This is a genomic window from Micromonospora sp. NPDC049060 (assembly GCF_040649055.1).
In the GTDB taxonomy this organism is placed as follows: Bacteria; Actinomycetota; Actinomycetes; order Mycobacteriales; family Micromonosporaceae; genus Micromonospora; species Micromonospora reichwaldensis.
This window is the reverse complement of record NZ_JBEZEV010000014.1, coordinates 29,446-46,682: the sequence shown is the minus strand read 5'-3', so window position 1 is coordinate 46,682 and position 17,237 is coordinate 29,446. Positions and strand designations below refer to the sequence as shown.

Annotated in this window: 15 protein-coding genes and 1 pseudogene; 8 read left to right on the top strand and 8 right to left on the bottom strand. The window is 74.9% G+C overall.

Annotated features, from left to right (window positions below; translation table 11 throughout):
* Nucleotides 1-414 precede the first annotated feature (414 nt).
* A complete protein-coding gene (locus AB0B83_RS08975) occupies nucleotides 415-672 on the top strand; it encodes a hypothetical protein (protein ID WP_101415126.1) in 258 nt (85 codons plus the stop codon).
* Here AB0B83_RS08975 and AB0B83_RS08970 read toward each other — a convergent pair.
* The 4 genes and pseudogenes from AB0B83_RS08970 to AB0B83_RS08955 form a co-directional block, all read right to left on the bottom strand.
* Entirely contained in the window at nucleotides 665-1,291 is a 627-nt protein-coding gene (locus tag AB0B83_RS08970; protein WP_357577676.1) for a Trp biosynthesis-associated membrane protein, read from the bottom strand. The two genes, AB0B83_RS08975 and AB0B83_RS08970, sit on opposite strands and share 8 nt — an antisense overlap.
* On the bottom strand, nucleotides 1,288-2,874 hold the full coding sequence (locus AB0B83_RS08965; RefSeq protein ID WP_357577675.1) for an anthranilate synthase component I: 1,587 nt from the start codon (nucleotides 2,872-2,874) through the stop codon (nucleotides 1,288-1,290). Before AB0B83_RS08965 ends, AB0B83_RS08970 begins: the two co-directional genes overlap by 4 nt.
* Nucleotides 2,871-3,308 carry a phosphoribosyl-AMP cyclohydrolase gene (gene hisI, locus AB0B83_RS08960; RefSeq protein WP_357577716.1) on the bottom strand — a complete coding sequence of 146 codons (438 nt, stop codon included), beginning with the start codon at nucleotides 3,306-3,308 and terminating at the stop codon, nucleotides 2,871-2,873. The genes AB0B83_RS08965 and hisI overlap by 4 nt, the downstream gene beginning before the upstream one ends.
* Nucleotides 3,309-3,488: 180 nt before the next feature.
* Nucleotides 3,489-4,085 (bottom strand): annotated as a pseudogene (locus tag AB0B83_RS08955) (phosphoribosyl-AMP cyclohydrolase); the annotation flags it as partial.
* Nucleotides 4,086-4,384: 299 nt separating this feature from the next.
* On the opposite strand from AB0B83_RS08955, the gene AB0B83_RS08950 reads away from it, so the two are divergent.
* The 3 genes from AB0B83_RS08950 (at nucleotide 4,385) to AB0B83_RS08940 (ending at nucleotide 6,541) form a co-directional block, all read left to right on the top strand.
* Nucleotides 4,385-5,113: an ABC transporter ATP-binding protein gene (locus AB0B83_RS08950; protein ID WP_357577674.1), complete on the top strand. Its 729-nt coding sequence runs from the start codon at nucleotides 4,385-4,387 to the stop codon at nucleotides 5,111-5,113.
* A complete protein-coding gene (locus AB0B83_RS08945; protein WP_357577673.1) occupies nucleotides 5,110-5,865 on the top strand; it encodes an ABC transporter permease in 756 nt (251 codons plus the stop codon). Before AB0B83_RS08950 ends, AB0B83_RS08945 begins: the two co-directional genes overlap by 4 nt.
* 67 nt (nucleotides 5,866-5,932) lie before the next feature.
* Nucleotides 5,933-6,541 carry a TetR family transcriptional regulator gene (locus AB0B83_RS08940; RefSeq protein WP_132236364.1) on the top strand — a complete coding sequence of 203 codons (609 nt, stop codon included), beginning with the start codon at nucleotides 5,933-5,935 and terminating at the stop codon, nucleotides 6,539-6,541.
* Nucleotides 6,542-6,568: 27 nt separating this feature from the next.
* Here AB0B83_RS08940 and AB0B83_RS08935 read toward each other — a convergent pair whose 3' ends face one another.
* Nucleotides 6,569-7,327 carry a DUF2470 domain-containing protein gene (locus tag AB0B83_RS08935; protein ID WP_357577672.1) on the bottom strand — a complete coding sequence of 253 codons (759 nt, stop codon included), beginning with the start codon at nucleotides 7,325-7,327 and terminating at the stop codon, nucleotides 6,569-6,571.
* 68 nt (nucleotides 7,328-7,395) lie between these two features.
* On the opposite strand from AB0B83_RS08935, the gene rpsD reads away from it, so the two are divergent.
* Complete coding sequence (gene rpsD / locus AB0B83_RS08930; protein WP_151454269.1) at nucleotides 7,396-8,007, top strand: 30S ribosomal protein S4; 612 nt, start codon at nucleotides 7,396-7,398, stop codon at nucleotides 8,005-8,007.
* A gap of 105 nt (nucleotides 8,008-8,112) precedes the next feature.
* Here rpsD and AB0B83_RS08925 read toward each other — a convergent pair whose 3' ends face one another.
* Nucleotides 8,113-9,840 (bottom strand): ABC transporter ATP-binding protein, encoded by a 1,728-nt coding sequence (locus tag AB0B83_RS08925; protein WP_357577715.1) that lies wholly within the window; start codon nucleotides 9,838-9,840, stop codon nucleotides 8,113-8,115.
* 256 nt (nucleotides 9,841-10,096) lie between these two features.
* Nucleotides 10,097-11,977 (bottom strand): ABC transporter ATP-binding protein, encoded by a 1,881-nt coding sequence (locus tag AB0B83_RS08920; protein WP_357577714.1) that lies wholly within the window; start codon nucleotides 11,975-11,977, stop codon nucleotides 10,097-10,099.
* Between the two features lie 144 nt (nucleotides 11,978-12,121).
* On the opposite strand from AB0B83_RS08920, the gene AB0B83_RS08915 reads away from it, so the two are divergent.
* The 3 genes from AB0B83_RS08915 to AB0B83_RS08905 all read left to right on the top strand — a co-directional run bounded on the left by AB0B83_RS08915 (nucleotide 12,122) and on the right by AB0B83_RS08905 (nucleotide 15,803).
* A complete protein-coding gene (locus AB0B83_RS08915) occupies nucleotides 12,122-12,751 on the top strand; it encodes a TIGR03085 family metal-binding protein (protein WP_357577671.1) in 630 nt (209 codons plus the stop codon).
* Between the two features lie 126 nt (nucleotides 12,752-12,877).
* Nucleotides 12,878-13,837, top strand: coding sequence for a terpene synthase (locus AB0B83_RS08910; RefSeq protein WP_357577670.1), 960 nt, complete (start codon nucleotides 12,878-12,880; stop codon nucleotides 13,835-13,837).
* 139 nt (nucleotides 13,838-13,976) lie between these two features.
* Nucleotides 13,977-15,803: a long-chain fatty acid--CoA ligase gene (locus AB0B83_RS08905; RefSeq protein ID WP_357577669.1), complete on the top strand. Its 1,827-nt coding sequence runs from the start codon at nucleotides 13,977-13,979 to the stop codon at nucleotides 15,801-15,803.
* Between the two features lie 66 nt (nucleotides 15,804-15,869).
* On the opposite strand, the gene AB0B83_RS08900 is transcribed toward AB0B83_RS08905, so the two are convergent.
* Entirely contained in the window at nucleotides 15,870-17,183 is a 1,314-nt protein-coding gene (locus tag AB0B83_RS08900; RefSeq protein ID WP_357577668.1) for a low temperature requirement protein A, read from the bottom strand.
* Nucleotides 17,184-17,237: the final 54 nt, after the last annotated feature.

Below are 17,237 nucleotides of genomic sequence, written 5' to 3'. Positions count from 1 at the left end.
CCGGGTGTCATGGGCCGATGCTAGGGGGCGCCACCTGGCGACGGCCGCCGGGGGTATGGCGTGCCTCACGAGATGGGCTGGGGCATAATGGCCGACCTCCGGTGAACGGGATGTCACGCAGGGCGACCGCACCCCACGACGAACGACACCCGACCATTCCCGCCTCCGCCCCCCGGGTCATCGACGTGATCCTATCTGAGGGCGCGGCCGGCCGCCCGGTCCGGCGCCCGCCGCGGACGCCGGTCGATGGTGTGACCTACCTCAAGGTCGAACGGCCCTTTGCCTGGTGGCGGCCCTGCGAGCAGTGTTGACGTGTCGGTCACCACGGCGAAACGTGAACCAGCCAGCATCGTCCTCGGGCAGACTCGATGACGCGCCTGCCCCACCGTCACCAACGATCCTCGCGGGGTGATCATGAGCACTGTCGAGCCGCACCAGCCCATCGGACTGACGACCGTCTCGCGCACGGTCGCATCGCTCGCCGTCGGCGTGGTCCACACCCTCGAGCGCGCCGTGGTGGGCGAGGCCCGCATGCGGACCGCGCGGGGCAACGCCTGGGAGGCGGTCTGCGCCGACCGGGCCCGGGCCGAGCAGCGGGCCGAGCTGGACCGCCTGGTGGCGGAGCTGGCGGCGGCCCGGGCCGCCGCCCGCGAGCGCCAGCCGGTCAGCTGACCGTCGGGTCCTCGCCCCGGTCCAGCGCGTCCCACGCCTCGGTGGTGTGCCGGCCGGTGACCCGGTCGCCCTCGCCGCGGGCGGCCGGCGCGGCATCGCCCGCAGGCCGCCGCTCGTAGCGGGCGCCCATCGCCGGCCAGTGCCGCCCCCGCAGCGCCGTCAGCAGCCCGCCCGCCGTGGCGAGCACCCCGCCGAGCAGGCAGAGCGCCGGCCACTGCCGGGCGACCTCGCCGTCGAACGCCGCGACCAGGCCGTAGCCGCCGCCGGCCGCCACGGCCGCGCCGAGCACGCACAGCAGCCCACCCAGCAGCCGCCGCGCCCGTCCCCGGGTGGCGAGCACGGCCCCGCCGCCGGCCAGCCCGACCAGGGCCAGTGCCGGCAGCCAGGGCAGCAGGCCGGCGCCCGTGCGGGCGTCGCGTACCGGCGGCAGCGGGGTGGGCCGGGCGGTCAACTCGACCGCCCAGGTGCGGGTCGACGCCCACAGCGCCAGGCCCGCGCCGGTCACGCAGAGCAGCACGGCGTACGTCAGCTCGCGCCGGAGCGTGCCGGGCGGCGCGCCCCCGGCGTCGGCGGCCGGAGTCGTCCCCGGCTCCCGCCCGCGCGGCTCGGCGGCCGTCATCGGGCGGGCCGGAGGGTCTCGGCGGCGGCGATGGCGGCGAGCACGGCGGCGGCCTTGTTCCGGGTCTCCTGGTCCTCGGCGGCCGGGTCGGAGTCGGCCACCACCCCCGCCCCGGCCTGCACGTACGCCCTGCCGTCGCGCATCAGCGCGGTGCGGATCGCGATCGCCATGTCCAGGTCGCCGCCGAAGCCGAAGTAGCCCACGGTGCCGCCGTAGATGCCGCGCCGGACCGGTTCCAGCTCCTCGATGATCTCCATGGCCCGCACCTTGGGCGCCCCGGAGAGGGTGCCGGCGGGGAAGGTCGCGGCCAGCGCGTCGAAAGCCGTACGGTCCTCGCGCAGCGTGCCGACCACGGTCGAGACGATGTGCATGACGTGGCTGTAGCGCTCGATGGTGGCGAACTCCGGCACCTCCACCGTGCCCGGGCGGCAGACCCGGCCCAGGTCGTTGCGCCCCAGGTCGACAAGCATCACGTGCTCGGCGCGCTCCTTCGGGTCCGCGAGCAGCTCCGCGGCGAGGCGGGCGTCGGCCTCGGGGGTGCCGCCGCGCGGCCGGGTGCCGGCGATCGGGTGCAGTAGCGCCCGCTGCCGCCCCTCGGCGTCGCTTGTCACCTTCAGGTGCGCCTCCGGCGAGGACCCGACGATGTCGAAGCCGTCGAAGCGCAGCAGGTACATGTACGGGCTGGGGTTCGTCGTGCGCAGCACGCGGTAGACGTCCAGCGGGTCGGCGTGCGTGTCCCGCTCGAACCGCTGGGCCAGCACGATCTGGAAGCACTCGCCGGCCCGGATCGCCTCCTTGGCCGCCTCGACGGCCTTCGGGTAGCCGCCCTCGGGCGTACGGCTGCGCACCTCGCCCGCCGGGGGCCGCCCGACGGTCGAGACCATCGGCGGGATCGGCCGGGACAGCGCGGTGGTCATCGCGTCGAGCCGCCCGACCGCGTGGTGGTAGGCCGCCGTGACCTGGGCGTCGGAGTCCGGCTCGGCCAGCGGCGGCAGGATCGCGTTGGCGACGAGGATCGCCGAGCCGTCGTAGTGGTCGAGGACCACCAGGTCGGTGGCGAGCATCATGCCCAGCTCGGGCACGCCCAGGTCGTCCTCGGTCAGCTCGGGCAGCCGCTCGAAGCGCCGGATCAGCTCGTAGCCGAGGTAGCCGACCATGCCACCGGTCAGCGGGGGCATGCCGCTGGCCGCGTCGAACGCCGGGCCGGCGAGCGCCTCGACGGTCTCGCGCAGCACCCGGACCGGGTCACCGGAGGTGGGCAGGCCGGCCGGTGGGTGGCCCGTCCACACCGCGGCACCGTCCCGCTCGGTCAGCGTGGCGCTGCTGCGTACGCCGATGAACGAGTAGCGCGACCAGGCCAGGCCGGCCGAGCCGACGCCCTGCTCGGCCGACTCCAGCAGGAACGTCCCCGGGCCGCCGGCGAGCTTGCGGTAGACGCCGACGGGGGTCTCCGCGTCGGCGAGCAGCCGGCGGGTGACCGGCACGACCCGCCAGCGGGCCGCCAGCTCGGCGAAGGTGGCCGGGTCGGGGCTGACCGCGCCGTCGGTGCGGGAGCCGCCGGGCGTGACGCGTTGCGCGCTCACCGGGCACCCGCCCCGTCCCCGCCGACCGGCAGCTCGGTGAAGAAGCAGGTGCGGTGCCCCGTGTGGCAGGCCGCGCCGACCTGGTCGACGTCGACCAGCAGCGCGTCGCCGTCGCAGTCCAGGGACACCGCGCGGACGTACTGGTGGTGCCCGGAGGTGGCGCCCTTGACCCAGTACTCCCGGCGGCTGCGCGACCAGTAGGTGGCCCGGCCGGTGGTCAGGGTGCGGTGCAGCGCCTCGTCGTCCATCCAGGCGACCATCAGCACCTCACCCGAGTCGTGCTGGCGGACCACGGCGGCCACCAGGCCGTCGGGGGTGCGGCGCAGTCGGGCGGCGATGGCCGGGTCGAGCCGGGACGGACGGACCGCGCCGTCGGCCGCGGGCTCCTGCGGACTGGGGTGGGCGCCGGTCACGGGCGCGTCAGGTACGGGCACAGTGACCCATTGTCCCGCACGCGGGGCGGGCACGGGTGACGGCTCCCGCCGGGGCCGCGGCGGCCGGTGGGCGGGCCGGGTGAGCTGGTCGACGTAGCGGTCCAGCCGGCCGTCGGTCAGGGCGTCGGCCAGGTCCGCGCCAGCGGCCCGCGCGACCTCGGCGGCGTACGGGCGGACCAGCGGCAGGACGCCGGTGACGAGGCGGGCCGCGGCGGCGCAGAGCTGGCCGACGGAGCCGGGCCGCAGGCCGAGGCAGAGCAGCAGGTCCTCCCGGTAGTGCGGGGGCGCCACCGGCAGGTCCAGGGCGGCGGAGAAGGCCGCCCGCCGGGACGTCACCCGGACCGTGGGGTTGGCCAGCCGCAGCACGGACGGGCAGAGCCGGGCCAGATCGGCGGCGGCCAGCCGGACGCCGAGGTGGTCGTCGGCGTCCCGCGCGCCGGCCACCTTACCGAGCGTCGCGATCAGCTCCTCCAGCTGCGGCTCGCCGGCGGGATGGCAGAGCACCGGCAGGTCGATCCGGGGCCGCCAGTGCGGGTCCGCCCAGAGCAGCCGGGCCGGCGCCGTCACCGGCAGCCCGAACGCCCAGTCGGCGGGCTCGCCGAGGCGGGTCAGCCAGGAGTTCACGTCGCGGGCGGCCACCGATACGTGGGTCAGCCGGCCACCGTGCTCGGCCAGGAACGCCCGGCGGGCGGCGTACGGGGCGCCGTCGAGCAGCACGTCGACGTCGACGTCGCTGTGCGCGGTGGCGGCCCGCCGGGCGTGGCTGCCGCGCAGCATGATGCCCACCACGGGCTGCTCGGCTCCGGCCAGCAACCGGGCCGCCCATTCGCCGAGGAACCTCTCGTCCGGTGACGCAGCGTGACCCACGGCGCCATCGTGCCGTACGTCCGATCAGGGCGCAATGCCCGATGCCGCGCCTGATGCCCGTTGGCGGACCCGCTGTCCGGGTCCGAAGGCTAATGCCCGACCCATCTCCCCGCCGCACCGGGGTCCCGCGCGGGTCGATCGTTGCGGCCCGGCGGGGGTCTCCGTTAGCGTCGAGTTCAACGGATGATGAGTTTCCCCGGGAGGCGCCGGTGGACGAGGCGATCGCCGTACGCGACCTGGTCGTCGAGCGGGGCGGACGGCGGGTGCTGCACGGCATCAGCGCGGACGTGCCGCGCGGTTCGGTCACCGGGCTGCTCGGCCCGAGCGGCAGCGGCAAGACCACGCTGCTGCGGGCGGTGGTCGGCGTGCAGGTGCTCGGCGCCGGCTCGGTGACCGTGCTGGGGCGCCCCGCCGGGTCGCCGGAGCTGCGCCGCCGCGTCGGCTACCTCACCCAGGCGCCCAGCGTCTACGCCGACCTGACGGTGCGCGAGAACGCGCGCTACTTCGCCGCCCTGCACGGCCGGGGACGGGCCGAAGCCGACCGGGCGGTCGCCGAGGTCGGGCTCGGGTCGGCCGCCGGCCAACTGGTCGGCACCCTCTCCGGCGGGCAGCGCAGCCGGGCGTCGCTGGCCTGCGCCCTGGTCGGGGAGCCCGAACTGCTCGTCCTCGACGAACCGACCGTCGGCCAGGACCCGGTGCTGCGGGCCGACCTGTGGGCCCGGTTCCACGCCATGGCCGCCGCCGGCACCACCCTGCTGGTCTCCAGCCACGTCATGGACGAGGCGGCCCGCTGCGACCGGCTGCTGCTGATCCGCGAGGGGCGGCTGATCGCCGACGACACCCCCGACGCGGTCCGCGCCGCCGCCGGCACCGACGACCTAGACGAGGCGTTCCTGCGGTTGATCAGGGCGGGCGCCGCCGGACGGGACGCGTCGTGAACCCCCGGATCCTGGCCGCCACCACCGGCCGCATCCTGCGCCAACTGCGGCACGACCGGCGCACCGTGGCGCTGCTGCTGGTGGTCCCGTCGGTGCTGCTCGCCCTGGTCCACGCCATGTACGTCGACCAGCCCGCCCCGCCGGGGCAGCCGTCGACCTTCGACCGGGTCGCCCTGGTGATGCTCGGCTTCTTCCCCTTCGTAATCATGTTCCTGGTGACCAGCATCGCGATGCTGCGCGAGCGCACCACGGGCACGCTGGAGCGGCTGCTCACCACGCCGCTGGGCAAGCTCGACCTGCTCTTCGGCTACGGCATCGCGTTCGGGCTGGCCGCGGTGCTCCAGGCGGTCGTCGCGTCCGTGGTCGCGTACGGCGTCTTCGGGCTGGACACCGCCGGGCACAGCGGGCTGGTGGTGCTGGTCGCCGCGCTGAACGCCGTGCTCGCCGTCGCGCTCGGGCTGTTCTGCAGCGCCTTCGCCCGCACCGAGTTCCAGGCCGTACAGTTCATGCCGGTCGTGGTCGTGCCCCAGTTGCTGCTCTGCGGGCTCTTCGTGCCCCGGGGCGAGATGGCGGGCTGGTTGCAGGCGGTCAGCGACGTGCTGCCCCTGTCGTACGCCGTCGAGGCGCTCCAGGAGGTCGGCGCCCACGCGGAGCCGACCGGCACGATGTGGCGGGACGTGGCGGTGGTCGCCGGCGCGGCGGCGCTGGCGCTGGTGCTCGCCGCGGCCACCCTCCGGCGACGCAGCGGCTGAGCCGCCGCCCCGACCGGCGGGGCGCGACGCGGCCGGCGGCGGGACGACTGTGGAGCGAAGGGCGACGATGGCGCGGCGGACCGGACGACGACCCGGCAACCCGGACACCCGGCAGGCCATCCTCGACGCGGCCCGCGCCGCCTTCGCCGAGCGGGGCTTCGACGGGGCCTCGATCCGGGCCGTCGCCGCCGCCGCGCAGGTGGACCCGGCGCTGGTGCACCACTACTTCGGCAGCAAGGACCGGCTCTTCCTGGCCGCGATGCACGCGCCGGTCGACCCGGCCGAGCTGCTGCCGAGGGTGCTCGCGGGCGACCGCGCGGGCCTCGGGGAGCGGCTGGTGCGCGCCTTCCTCGGCGTCTGGGACTCCCCGGCCGGCACCGCCGGCGTGGCCCTGCTGCGCTCGGCGGTGAGCAACGAGTGGACCGCCCGGCTGCTGCGGGAGTTCCTGGTCACCCAGGTGCTGCGCAGGATCCTCGACCAGCTCGACGTCGACCCCGCCGAGCTGCCGCTGCGCGGCTCGCTGGTGGCCAGCCAGCTGATCGGGCTGGCCATGATGCGGCACGTGGTCCGGCTGGAACCGGTCGCCTCGGCCGCCCCGGAGACCCTCGTCGCGGCGGTCGGCCCCACCGTGCAGCGCTACCTGACGGGCGACCTCGCCGAGGTCTTCGCCGGCTGACCGGACGGCCCGGGCGGCGGCACCCGGTCAGGCGTGGTCGGCGTGCCGGGACGGGGCGTGCCGGCAGACCAGCGGATGCAGGAGCCGGGTCAGCTCCGCCTGGCAGTCCAGCGGACGCGGGAACGCCAGCCGGACGCGCCGGCGGGCGCCGGGTCGGCCGTGGACGACCAGCAGGCCGTACCTGTCGATCCGGACCACCCGGGGCGCGGTGTCGCCGCCGCCGTCGGCGAGGCCGAGCTGGCGGCGCAGGTACCCGGCCACCTCGGCGGCGTGGTGGTCGGCGAGGTCGGCCAGAAGCTCGGCCTCGACGGCGTGCAGCGGGTCGGGCTCCGCCTCGGCGTACGCCTCAGGGTCGATGCGGCGGACGGTGTCGCCGCGTTCCCAGCGGGCCTCGACCACCTCGAAGCGGTGCAGCCGGAACCGGGTGCCGACGTCGAGCAGGTCGCCGGCCGGCTCCACGGCCGCGAAGTCCAGCGCGGCGCGGCGCTCCTCGTCGCCGTCCAGCCGGGCCGCCCAGCCGGAGACCCAGGCCCGGCCGAGGCTCGGCGCGCCGGCGGCGGGCGGCAGGTCCAGCACGTCCAGCACCAGCGCGACCTCGGAGTCGCCGTCGGCGGGGCGCAGCGCGGCGGCGAGGTCGCTGACGACCGGCACGAGCAGCAGCACCCGGCCGTCCGGGTCGGTCACGTGCCGGACCTGGTGCGGGCCGGGCCGGTGCGCGACGTGGGCGATGCCGGGCAGCCGGCCCGCGACGAGGGTGCGGACGATCTCCGCCGGGCTGGGCCGCATGAACGACTCCTTCGTAGGTTAGCCTTACCTAACTCGGAGACTAGAGCACCGGATCGGAGACGTCCAGCGTGAACCAACCCAGGCCCAAGGCCCGCCTCTCCCGCGCCCTCGGCATCCCCCTCACCCGCAAGTGCGTGCGGTACTTCGAGCGGCGCCCCTTCCCGCCCGGGGTGCACGGCCGGCAGCGCCGCAAGACCTCGGACTACCAGGTGCGACTGCTGGAGAAGCAGCGCCTGCGCCACCAGTACAACGTCAGCGAGACCCAGCTACGGCGCGCCTTCGACGAGGCCGCCCGGAGCGCGGGCAAGACCGGCGAGAGCCTGGTCGCGCTCCTGGAGCGACGCCTCGACGCGGTGGTGCACCGGGCCGGCCTGACCCGCAGCATCTACCAGGCCCGGCAGCTCGTCGCGCACGGCCACTTCACCGTCGACGGGCGCAAGGTCGACCGGCCGTCGTACCGGCTGCGTCCGGGCCAGGTGGTGGCCGTCCGCGAACGCAGCCGCACGACCCTGCCGTTCCAGCTCGCCGCCGCGGGCGCCAACGCCACCGAGGGACCCGGCCAGCCGTACCTGTCGGTGGAGCTGGCCGAGCTGCGGACCACGTTGCTACGCGAGCCCGCCCGGCACGAGGTGCCGGTGATCTGCGACGAGCAGCTGGTGGTGGAGTTCTACTCCCGCTGACCACCGCGCGGCCCGGCACGCCGCCGGGCCGCGCGCCACACGGGCCGACGCCCGCGCCGGGTCGGCTCAGCGGGTCGGCTCAGCGGGTCGGCTCAGCGGGTCTGCTCAACGGGTCTGCTCCAGCCAGGAGGCGTAGAGCAGGCCGTAGATCGACTCCGGGTCGCGGACCAGCTCGTCGTGCGGACCGCGCTGCACGATCCGGCCCTTGTCCACCACGATCACCTCGTCGGCGGCCTGCGCCGTGGAGAGCCGGTGAGCGATCGCGAGGGTGGTGCGCCCCCGGGTCACCGCGTCCAGGGTGCGTTGCAGCCGCACCTCCGTGGCCGGGTCGACCGCGCTGGTCGCCTCGTCCAGCACCAGCAGGTCCGGGTCGGCCACGTACGCGCGGGCCAGCGCCACCAGCTGCCGCTCCCCCACGCTCAGCGCCTCGCCGCGCTCCCCCACCGACGTGTGCAGGCCCGACGGGAGCCCGTCCAGCCAGTCCGCCAGCCCCAGCTCGGTGAACGCCGCCGAGAGCTGCGCGTCGGTCAACTCCGGGCGGGCGAAGCGGACGTTCTCCGCCACGGTGGCGTCGAAGAGGAAGCCGTCCTGCGGCACCATCACCACCCGCGAGCGCAGCGAGCCGAAGCGGACCCGCTCCAGCGGCACGCCCGAGAGCAGCACCTGGCCGGCGGTCGGGTCCATCAGGCGGGTGAGCAGCTTGGCGAAGGTGGTCTTGCCGCTGCCGGTCTCGCCCACCACCGCCACCCGGCTCTTCGCCGGGATCTCCAGGCTGACGTCGTGCAGCACGGGCGGACCCCCGGGGTACGCGAAGCGCACCCCCGCGAAGCGGATGTCCAGCGGGCCGGACGGCAGCTCGCGGCCCTGCTCGCCCGGGTCGGCGACGTCGGGCTCGATGTCCAGCACGTCCAGCACCCGGCGCCAGCCCGCGATCGCGTTCTGCGCCTCGTTGAGCACCTCGGTGGCGATCTGCACCGGCTGGATGAAGAGCGTGACCAGGAAGAGGAAGGCGGTCACCTCGCCGATGCTCAGGGTGCGGTCGGCGCCGAGGGTCACCCCCAGCACCACCACGCCGGCCAGCGCCAGGCCGGCCGCCAGCTCCCCGACCGAGCTGCCCATGATGCTGATCCTGATCGCCCGCTGCTGGGCCCGGCGCTGGCCGTCGATCGCCTCGTCGAGCCGGCGGGCCGTCCGGCCGGCGATCCCGTAGGCCCGGATCACCGGCGCGCCGACCACGCTCTCCCCGATCGCGCCGAGCAGCGTGCCCGTCCGCTGCCGGACCACCCCGTACGCCCCGGCGAGGCGGCGCTGGAGCCGCCGGATCACGAACACGGCGGGCAGGAAGGCGGCGAAGACCACCAGGGTCAGCTGCCAGGAGTACGCGAACATGACAAGCGTGGTGACCGCCAGCTGACCGAGGTTGATCACCAGGATCACGCCGCCCCACTGGAGGAACTGGGTGATCTGGTCGACGTCGCTGGTCACCCGGGAGACCAGCGAACCGCGCCGCTCCGACTGCTGGTGCAGCATCGACAGGTCGTGCACGTGCCGGAACGCCCGGATCCGCACGTTGGCCAGCGCGGTTTCGCTGACCGTGAAGAGCCGGCGCATCATCAGGTAGCCGCAGATCGTGGTCACCACCAGCACCGCGGCGGTGGCGGCGACCACCGTCCAGACCACGCCCAGGTCCAGGCCGCCGACGATGCCGTTGTCGATGCCTTGCTGCACCGCCACCGGGACGGCCGCCCGGCCGACCATGTAGACCAGTGCCAGGCCGAGCGTGCCGGCCAGACCGACCCGCAGCTCCGGGGAGAGCGCCAGACCGCGGCGCAGCGTCTGCCACGTCGTCTCGGTCGTCTCCGGAACGTCGGCGGCCTCGGCCTCGGCCTTCCGCGTGTCCGTGGCAGTGGTCACCGGTCTTGCCTTTCGTTCGCGACTGCGGGGCTCCGCTGCGCTGCACTCCTCGCGCTCACCGGTGCTGGCCTTTCGTTCGCGACTGCGGGGCTCCGCTGCGCTGCACTCCTCGCGCTCACCAGTGCTGGCCTTTCGTTCGCGACTGCGGGGCTCCGCTGCGCTGCACTCCTCGCGCTCACCGGTCCACCTCGACTTCCAGGCCCGACGTCAGCGGGGCGACCTCGTCGTACGTCTCGTCCTTCGCGTGGTCGACCTCGGCCTGCTCGTAGGCGGTGACCAGGTCGGCGTAGCCAGGCACCGTGGCCAGCAGCTCGGCGTGCGGGCCGCGGGCGAGCACCCGGCCCTGTTCCAGGTAGACCACCTCGTCGGCCAGCGCGATGGTGGCCCGCCGGTAGGCGACCACCAGGATCGACGCGGCCGGCGCCCCGGCCTGCCCCGCCGAGGAGCGCAGCCCCGCCAGGATGGCCGCCTCCACCCGCGGGTCGACGGCGCTGGTCGCGTCGTCGAGGACCAGCAGGCGGGGCCGGCCGGCGAGCGCGCGGGCCAGGGTGAGCCGCTGCCGCTGGCCGCCGGAGAGCGAGGTGCCCCGCTCGCCGACCTTCGTGTCGAGACCGTCGGGCAGGGCCGCGACGAAGCCGTCCGCCTCGGCCAGCCGCAGCGCGGCCCAGACGTCGTCGTCGCCGATGCCCGGCCGATCCAGGGTCACGTTGGCCCGCACCGTGTCGTCGAAGACGAACGGCACCTGGGCGACCAGCGCGGCGGTGCCCGCCAGCGAGGCGGCGGTGAGCCGGCGGACGTCCACCCCGTCCACGCACACCGTGCCGGCCAGCGGGTCGACCAGCCGCACGGCCAGCGCGGCGATCGTCGACTTGCCGGAGCCGGTCGGCCCGACCAGGGCGACGGTCTTCCCGGCGGGCACGGTGAAGGAGACCTCGCCGAGCACCTCGGTGCCGGGCAGGTGCGCCTCGGCGGGCTCGTAGCCGAACCGGACGCCCGCGAACGCGAGGGTGGCCGGGCGGGGGTCCGTCACGTCGAGCGTCGTGTCGCCGTACGTCATCTCGCCAGTCGCGTCGAGCACCCGGCGGACCCGGTCCCAGCCGGCGACGCTGCGCGGCAGCTCGGCCAGCACCCAGCCGATGGCCCGGACGGGGAACGCCAGCACCGTGAAGAGGAAGGCGACGCTGATCAGCTCGGCGACGCTGATCGCGCCCTGCTGCAGCCGGATCGCGCCGACCACCAGCACGGCGAGTGTGCCGAGGCTGGGCAGCGCCTCCAGCAGCGGGTCGAAGACGCCGCGCAGCCGCCCGACCGCCACCAGCGAGTCGCGCAGCTCGCCCGCGCGGGCGGCGAACCGGTCGGTCTCCTGTGCCTCCCGGCCCATCGTCTTGACGACCAGGGCGCCGTCGAAGCTCTCGTGCGCGATGCCGCTGACCTCGGCGCGCAGCCGCTGGGCCCGGGCCTGGCGGGGGGCCATCCGGCGGGAGTAGGCGACGTTGAGCGCGAAGAGCGCCGGGAAGACCGCGACGCCGACCAGGGCCAGCGCCCAGTCGGTGGCGAAGAGCGACGCCACCGCGCCGACCAGCATCACCAGGGTGCCGACCGCGAACGGCAGCGGGGCGATCGGGTACCAGGCGGCCTCGACGTCGGAGTTGGCATTGGACAGCAGCGTGCCGGTGGCGTTGCGGTGGTGCCACGACAGCGGCAGCTCCAGGTAGCGGCGGGTGACCCGGCGCCGGTAGGCGGCCTGGAGGCGGTACTGCATGTAACCCGCGCCGAGCCGGCGGCCGAAGATGCCGGCCACCCGCAGCACGCTGATGCCGAACAGCGCGACGGCCGCCAGGGCCAGCCCGCCGACCCCGACCTCACCACGCTCGATCGCCGGCACCACCACGTCGCCGACCACGGCACCCACCACGTAGGCGCTGGCCACGGTCATGGCGCCGAAGAGCACGCTGCCGCTCACCGCGACCGCGAAGATGCGCGGCTGCTCCCGGATCGCCCGCCCGAGGACGGCCAGCCCCCGCACCAGCACGTCCCGACTTGTCCTGCTCGCCACGCTCTCCCCCGCCGTAAGCCGCACCTATCCTCCTCATCCTTACCGGTCCGAGCCAGCTCCGCCGCCCCGGACCGCTATGTCCACCGTCACGGCCGCCGGCCCGCTCGGCGCGCCGAGTGGGCCGGGCGCGCCTACGATCAGGGCATGCCGCGGTACGCCCGAACGGAGCGCGAGGCGCTCGTCGACCTGATGCAGACGCTCGGACCGGACGCGCCGACGGTCAACGAGGGATGGACCACCCGTGATCTCGCCGCCCACCTGGTGCTGCGCGAACGCCGGCCCGACGCCGCCGGCGGCATCCTGCTCCCGCCGCTGCGCGGCTACGCCGAGCGGGTGTTCCTGCGCGTCGCCGCGCGTCCCTGGCCACGCCTCCTCGAAGAGGTGCGCCGGCCGCCGGTGTGGAGCCCGGTCAGCAACCCGCTCACCGACGAGCTGGCCAACACGCTGGAGTTCTTCATCCACCACGAGGACGTGCGCCGCGCCCGCCCGGGCTGGCTCCCCCGCGACCTCGGGGCGGGGCTTAACGCGGCGCTCTGGAAGCGGTGCACCGGGCTGGCCCGGCTGGCGCTGCGCCGCTTCCCGGCGGACGTCTTCGTCCAGGCGCCCGGCCACGGGGAGCTCTCCGTCGGCCGGGGCGGCGAACCGGTGCGGGTGGTGGGGGCGCCGGGCGAGCTGGTCCTGTTCCTCAGCGGCCGGCAGCGGGTGTCCCGGGTGCAGATCGACGGGCCGGCGGCACCGGCCGAGCGGCTCCGGGGCGCCGACCTGGGCATGTGACGCCCCGCAGGCGGACAGCCGCAGCCCGGTCCGGAGGGGCGACCGGGCCAGCTTTTGACACCTTTTTGCCCCCCCGTCCGCGGCCCCGCGCCGCCCCGCGGGGGGGCGCCGCGACAGGGGGGCACCATGCGGACCTTCGCGATCTCGGCGCTGCGGGAACCCCCCTTTCCCGCGCGCCAGCACGACGCCACCGCACGGGTGGCGCGGGAGAGCATCGAGTGGGCGCTCGGCCACGGGCTGATCGGCGACGGGCCCCGGCTGCACCGGCTGCGCCGGGCCGACGCCGCCGGGCTGGCCGGGCGGGCCTGCCCGGAGGGTCCGGTGGAGGGGCTGCGGCTGCTCACCGACCTGATCTCCTGGCTGTTCGTGATGGACGACGCCTGCGACGAGGACGGCCTCGGCGACTCCCCCACCCGGCTGGCGCCGACCGTGGCCGCCCTGCTGGACGTGCTGGACGGCCACGGGGGACGGGCCGACGCCACCGCGACCGCCACCGTGGCCGGGCCGCTCGGCGAGGCGCTGGGCGAGCTGTGCCGGCGGGCCCACGCCGCCGGCGGGCCCGTGGCGCTGCTGCGTTTCGTCGGTGAGGTGCGGGAGTATCTGCTGGCGCTGCTCTGGGAGGCGGCGAACCGGGAGCACGGCCGGGCGCCGGGGCTGGCCGAGTACGTCCAGATGCGCCGGCACACCGGCGGGGTCCACCCCAGCTTCACCCTCACCGAGCTGGCCGCCGGGGCGCTGCCGGGTGCGACCCACCGCGCCGAGCCGTCGCTTGTCGCGCTCGACCTGCTCGCCGCCGACCTGGTCTGCTGGTGCAACGACGTCTTCTCGTACGGCAAGGAGCACCTCGCGCAGCCGGACGTGCACAATCTGGTCGCGGTGATCGCCGCAGGGCGGACGGCCGGCGACGAGTCGTCGGCCCTACGGGTGGCGGCCGACCGGTTCAACGAGGGCCTCTCGGCGTACCTGGCGACGGAGGCGGCGCTGCTGGCCACCGGCGACGACGGCCTGTGGCCGGCCCTCACCGCGCGGCGCAACTGGATCCGGGCCACCTACGACTGGTCGCTGGCGGCGGCCCGGTACGCCTGAGCCGGGCGTCCATCCTCCGAGACGTGGCCCAGCCGTGATCCACAGGGCTAGCCGATGCCCGGGCGCAGGCAATACCCTTCGGTAACGAACGCCGACGTGACCGTGGTCACGTCTCCACCCCCCGAAGGCGGCTACAGCGATGGCTCTCGATGTACCGTACCGTTCCATCCCCGACATGTTCCTCAAGCGCGTGGCGGCGTCCCCCGACCGCGACGCCTTCGCCCACCCGGCCCCCGACGACTCCGGGCCGGTCTGGCTGACCTGGGAGCAGATGGCCCGTCGCGCCAAGGCGGTCGCCGCCGGGCTGCACGGCCTCGGTGTCGGCCTGGAGGATCCGGTCGCGATCCTGGCGAACACCCGGCTCGACTGGGTGATCGCCGACCTCGGCATCATGTGCGCCGGCGGCGCGACCACCACCGTCTACCCCACCACGGAGCCCGACGACGCGACCTACATCATCGCCGACTCCGGCTCGCGGGTGCTGTTCGCCGAGAACCCGGCACAGGCCGCCAAGATCGCCGGCGCAAACCTGCCGGCGCTGACCCACGTCGTGCTCTTCGACGGCGCCGCCGACCCGGCCGCCGCCGTCCCCCAGCTCACCCTCGCCGAGCTGGAGGAGCAGGGCGCCCGCGCGCTGGCCGCCGAGCCCGACCTGATCGACATGCTGGTCGCCGGGATCGGTCCCGAGCACCTGGCCACGCTGATCTACACCTCCGGCACGACCGGGCGCCCGAAGGGCGTCGAGCTGCTGCACGGCGGCTGGTGCTGGGAGGGCGTGGCGCAGGTCGAGGTGGGGCTGCTCCGCGACGACGACCTGCAGTACCTCTGGCTGCCACTGTCGCACTCGTTCGGCAAGACCCTGCTCTGCGGGGCGATCCACGTGGGCCTGCCGACGTACGTCGACGGCCGGGTCGACAAGCTGGTCGAGCTGCTCTCGGTGATCCGGCCGACGCTGATGTGCGGCGCGCCCCGGGTCTTCGAGAAGGTCTACAACAAGGCGGTGACCACCGCGCAGGCCGGCGGCGGCGCGAAGGCGAAGATCTTCGGCTGGGGCGTCCGGGTCGGCAAGGAGAAGGTCGCCCTGGAGCAGGCCGGCCGGCCGCTCCCGACGGGGCTGAAGCTGAAGTACACGGTGGCCGAGAAGCTGGTGTTCAGCAAGCTCCAGGCCCGCCTCGGCGGCCGGATCCGGGTGCTCGTCTCCGGCGCCGCCCCGCTCAGCCCGGAGATCGCCACCTTCTTCGCCGCGGCGAACCTGCCGATCTCCGAGGGCTACGGCCTCACCGAGACCAGCGCCGGCAACTTCGTCAACCCGCCGGACGGGCTGCGGATCGGCACCGTCGGCAAGGCGATGGGCGACCTGGAGTGCCGGATCGACACCGACGGCGAGATCCTGGTGCGCGGCCGGCCGGTGATGCGCGGCTACCACAACCTGCCCGAGGAGACCGCCGCCGCGTTCACCGAGGACGGTTTCTTCCGCACCGGCGACATCGGCACCCTGGACTCCGACGGCTACCTGAAGATCACCGACCGGAAGAAGGACCTGGTCAAGACCTCGGGCGGCAAGTACATCGCGCCCTCGCACATCGAGGGGATGTTCAAGGCGACCTGCCCGTACACCTCCCAGGCGGTGGTGATCGGCCAGGCCCGCAACTACTGCACGATGCTGGTCACGCTGGACCCGGAGGCGATCAAGGGCTGGGCCGCCGGCACTCCCCTGGAGGGCCGCGACTACACCGAGATCGTCACCTCGCCGGAGGCGAAGGCCATGGTCGAGGGGTACGTGGCCGAGCTCAACGCCAAGCTCAACCGCTGGGAGACGATCAAGAAGGTCGCCATCCTGCCGCGCGACCTGACCATCGAGGACGGCGAGATCACCCCGTCGCTCAAGATCAAGCGCCGCGGCGTGGAGAGCAACTTCGCCGGCGAGATCGAGAAGATGTACGCGGGCACGCTGGCCGAGCTCTGAGCCCGCGACGTCGGCGGCCCCGCATTGCGTACGGGGTCGCCGACGTCGGACGGGCGGAGTGCCGGCTCACAGGTGGTGGCCCCGCCACCGCGTCTGCTCGGCCTCCGAGGCGAGCTGCTCCTCCAGCGCCACCTGCCGCACGCGCCGCCGCCGCGGGGCGTCGACGACCGTCTGCACCGCGACCGTCAGCACGGCGGCCACCGCCAGCATGGCAAGGGCAGCCAACTCCGGCACCTGCCCGGCCGCCGGGGTCAGCGCGACGAGCAGCAGGACCCCGCAGATCGTCGGCCAGCGCGCCGCGCCCAGCATCCGGCTGCCGAGCAGGATCAGCGTGAGCAGGTAGAGCGCGACCCCGCCGAAGAGGGCAAGCATGTCGAAGCGGGGCAGCGGCACCCCCCAGCTCGGGGTCGCCGGGTCGGCGACCTCGTGGATCAGCCCCTTGAGGCCCAGCGCGAACAGGATCACGCCCGTGATCAGCGGCAGGTGCAGGTAGGTGTACACGTGCCGGGCCAGCCCGGCACGGGTGCGCGGGTCCCGGGTGCGGTGCAGCACCTGCTCCATGGCCAGGGCGAGGGTGTCGAAGTACGCCCACCACAGCGCCGCGACCACCGCGATGCCGAGTAACGCCGCGACGATCACCGGCCACGTCAGCGGCAAAGTGGCGATGGGGCCGGGCCCGAGCCCCAACGCGATGATCGTCTCGCCGAGCGCCACCATGATGATCAGCGCGTGCCGTTCCGCCCAGTGACCCGCCGAGAGCACCGTCCACCCCGCGCGGTGCTGGGCCAGGCCGGCGCCGTACTCGACGGCGAGCGCGCCGACCCACAACGTCAGCCGCAGACCGATCTCGGCGCCGTCGTCGAAGATCCGCTGCGGCACCAGCGCGGCGGTCAGGATGAGCCCCGTCGCCACCAGGAGCGGCAGGATCAGCACGGGCATCCGCTGGCGCACCTCCCCGTCGGAGCGCACGGCCCAGAGGAAGACCGCCACCTGGGTCGCGCGGACCAGGAAGTAGCAGGCGGCGAAGACCAGCGGGCCGGGCAGCCCGCCGGGGCGGTCGACGAACGCCTTCGGCAGGCTCAGCGCGAGCACGAACACGGCGGCGGAGATGGCGAACCCGACCAGGGGGGTCAGCCCCTGGTCGGTGCGGATCACGTTGCCCAGCGCCGCGAAGCTGCTCCAGCACCACCAGAGCAGGGCGAGCACCACCAGGAACCGGACCAGCCCGCGGGCGTCCAGGCTGCCGGCCGTCACCGTGGTCACGTTGAGGAAGGCGAAGACGAAGACGAGGTCGTAGAAGAGTTCGAGGCGGGTGGTGCGCGACCCGGGGGCGCTCGGCAGGATCCCGCGCGGCCACCGTATCCCCCGCGCATCCCCCACCTGCGCAGTCTCGCAGCCCCGGGGCGCCGCGCAGGCGCGATTGACCGACGGCAC

What these genes read in the sequence shown, in the direction of transcription:
- AB0B83_RS08935 (WP_357577672.1), bottom strand. Translation starts at nt 7,327, where the DNA reads ATGCGGCCCAGCCCGGCGGAGATCGTCCGCACCCTCGTCGCGGGCCGG.
- AB0B83_RS08910 (WP_357577670.1), top strand. Translation starts at nt 12,878, where the DNA reads ATGCGGACCTTCGCGATCTCGGCGCTGCGGGAACCCCCCTTTCCCGCG.
- AB0B83_RS08940 (WP_132236364.1), top strand. Translation starts at nt 5,933, where the DNA reads ATGGCGCGGCGGACCGGACGACGACCCGGCAACCCGGACACCCGGCAG.
- AB0B83_RS08975 (WP_101415126.1), top strand. Translation starts at nt 415, where the DNA reads ATGAGCACTGTCGAGCCGCACCAGCCCATCGGACTGACGACCGTCTCG.
- AB0B83_RS08905 (WP_357577669.1), top strand. Translation starts at nt 13,977, where the DNA reads ATGGCTCTCGATGTACCGTACCGTTCCATCCCCGACATGTTCCTCAAG.
- AB0B83_RS08970 (WP_357577676.1), bottom strand. Translation starts at nt 1,291, where the DNA reads ATGACGGCCGCCGAGCCGCGCGGGCGGGAGCCGGGGACGACTCCGGCC.
- AB0B83_RS08915 (WP_357577671.1), top strand. Translation starts at nt 12,122, where the DNA reads ATGCCGCGGTACGCCCGAACGGAGCGCGAGGCGCTCGTCGACCTGATG.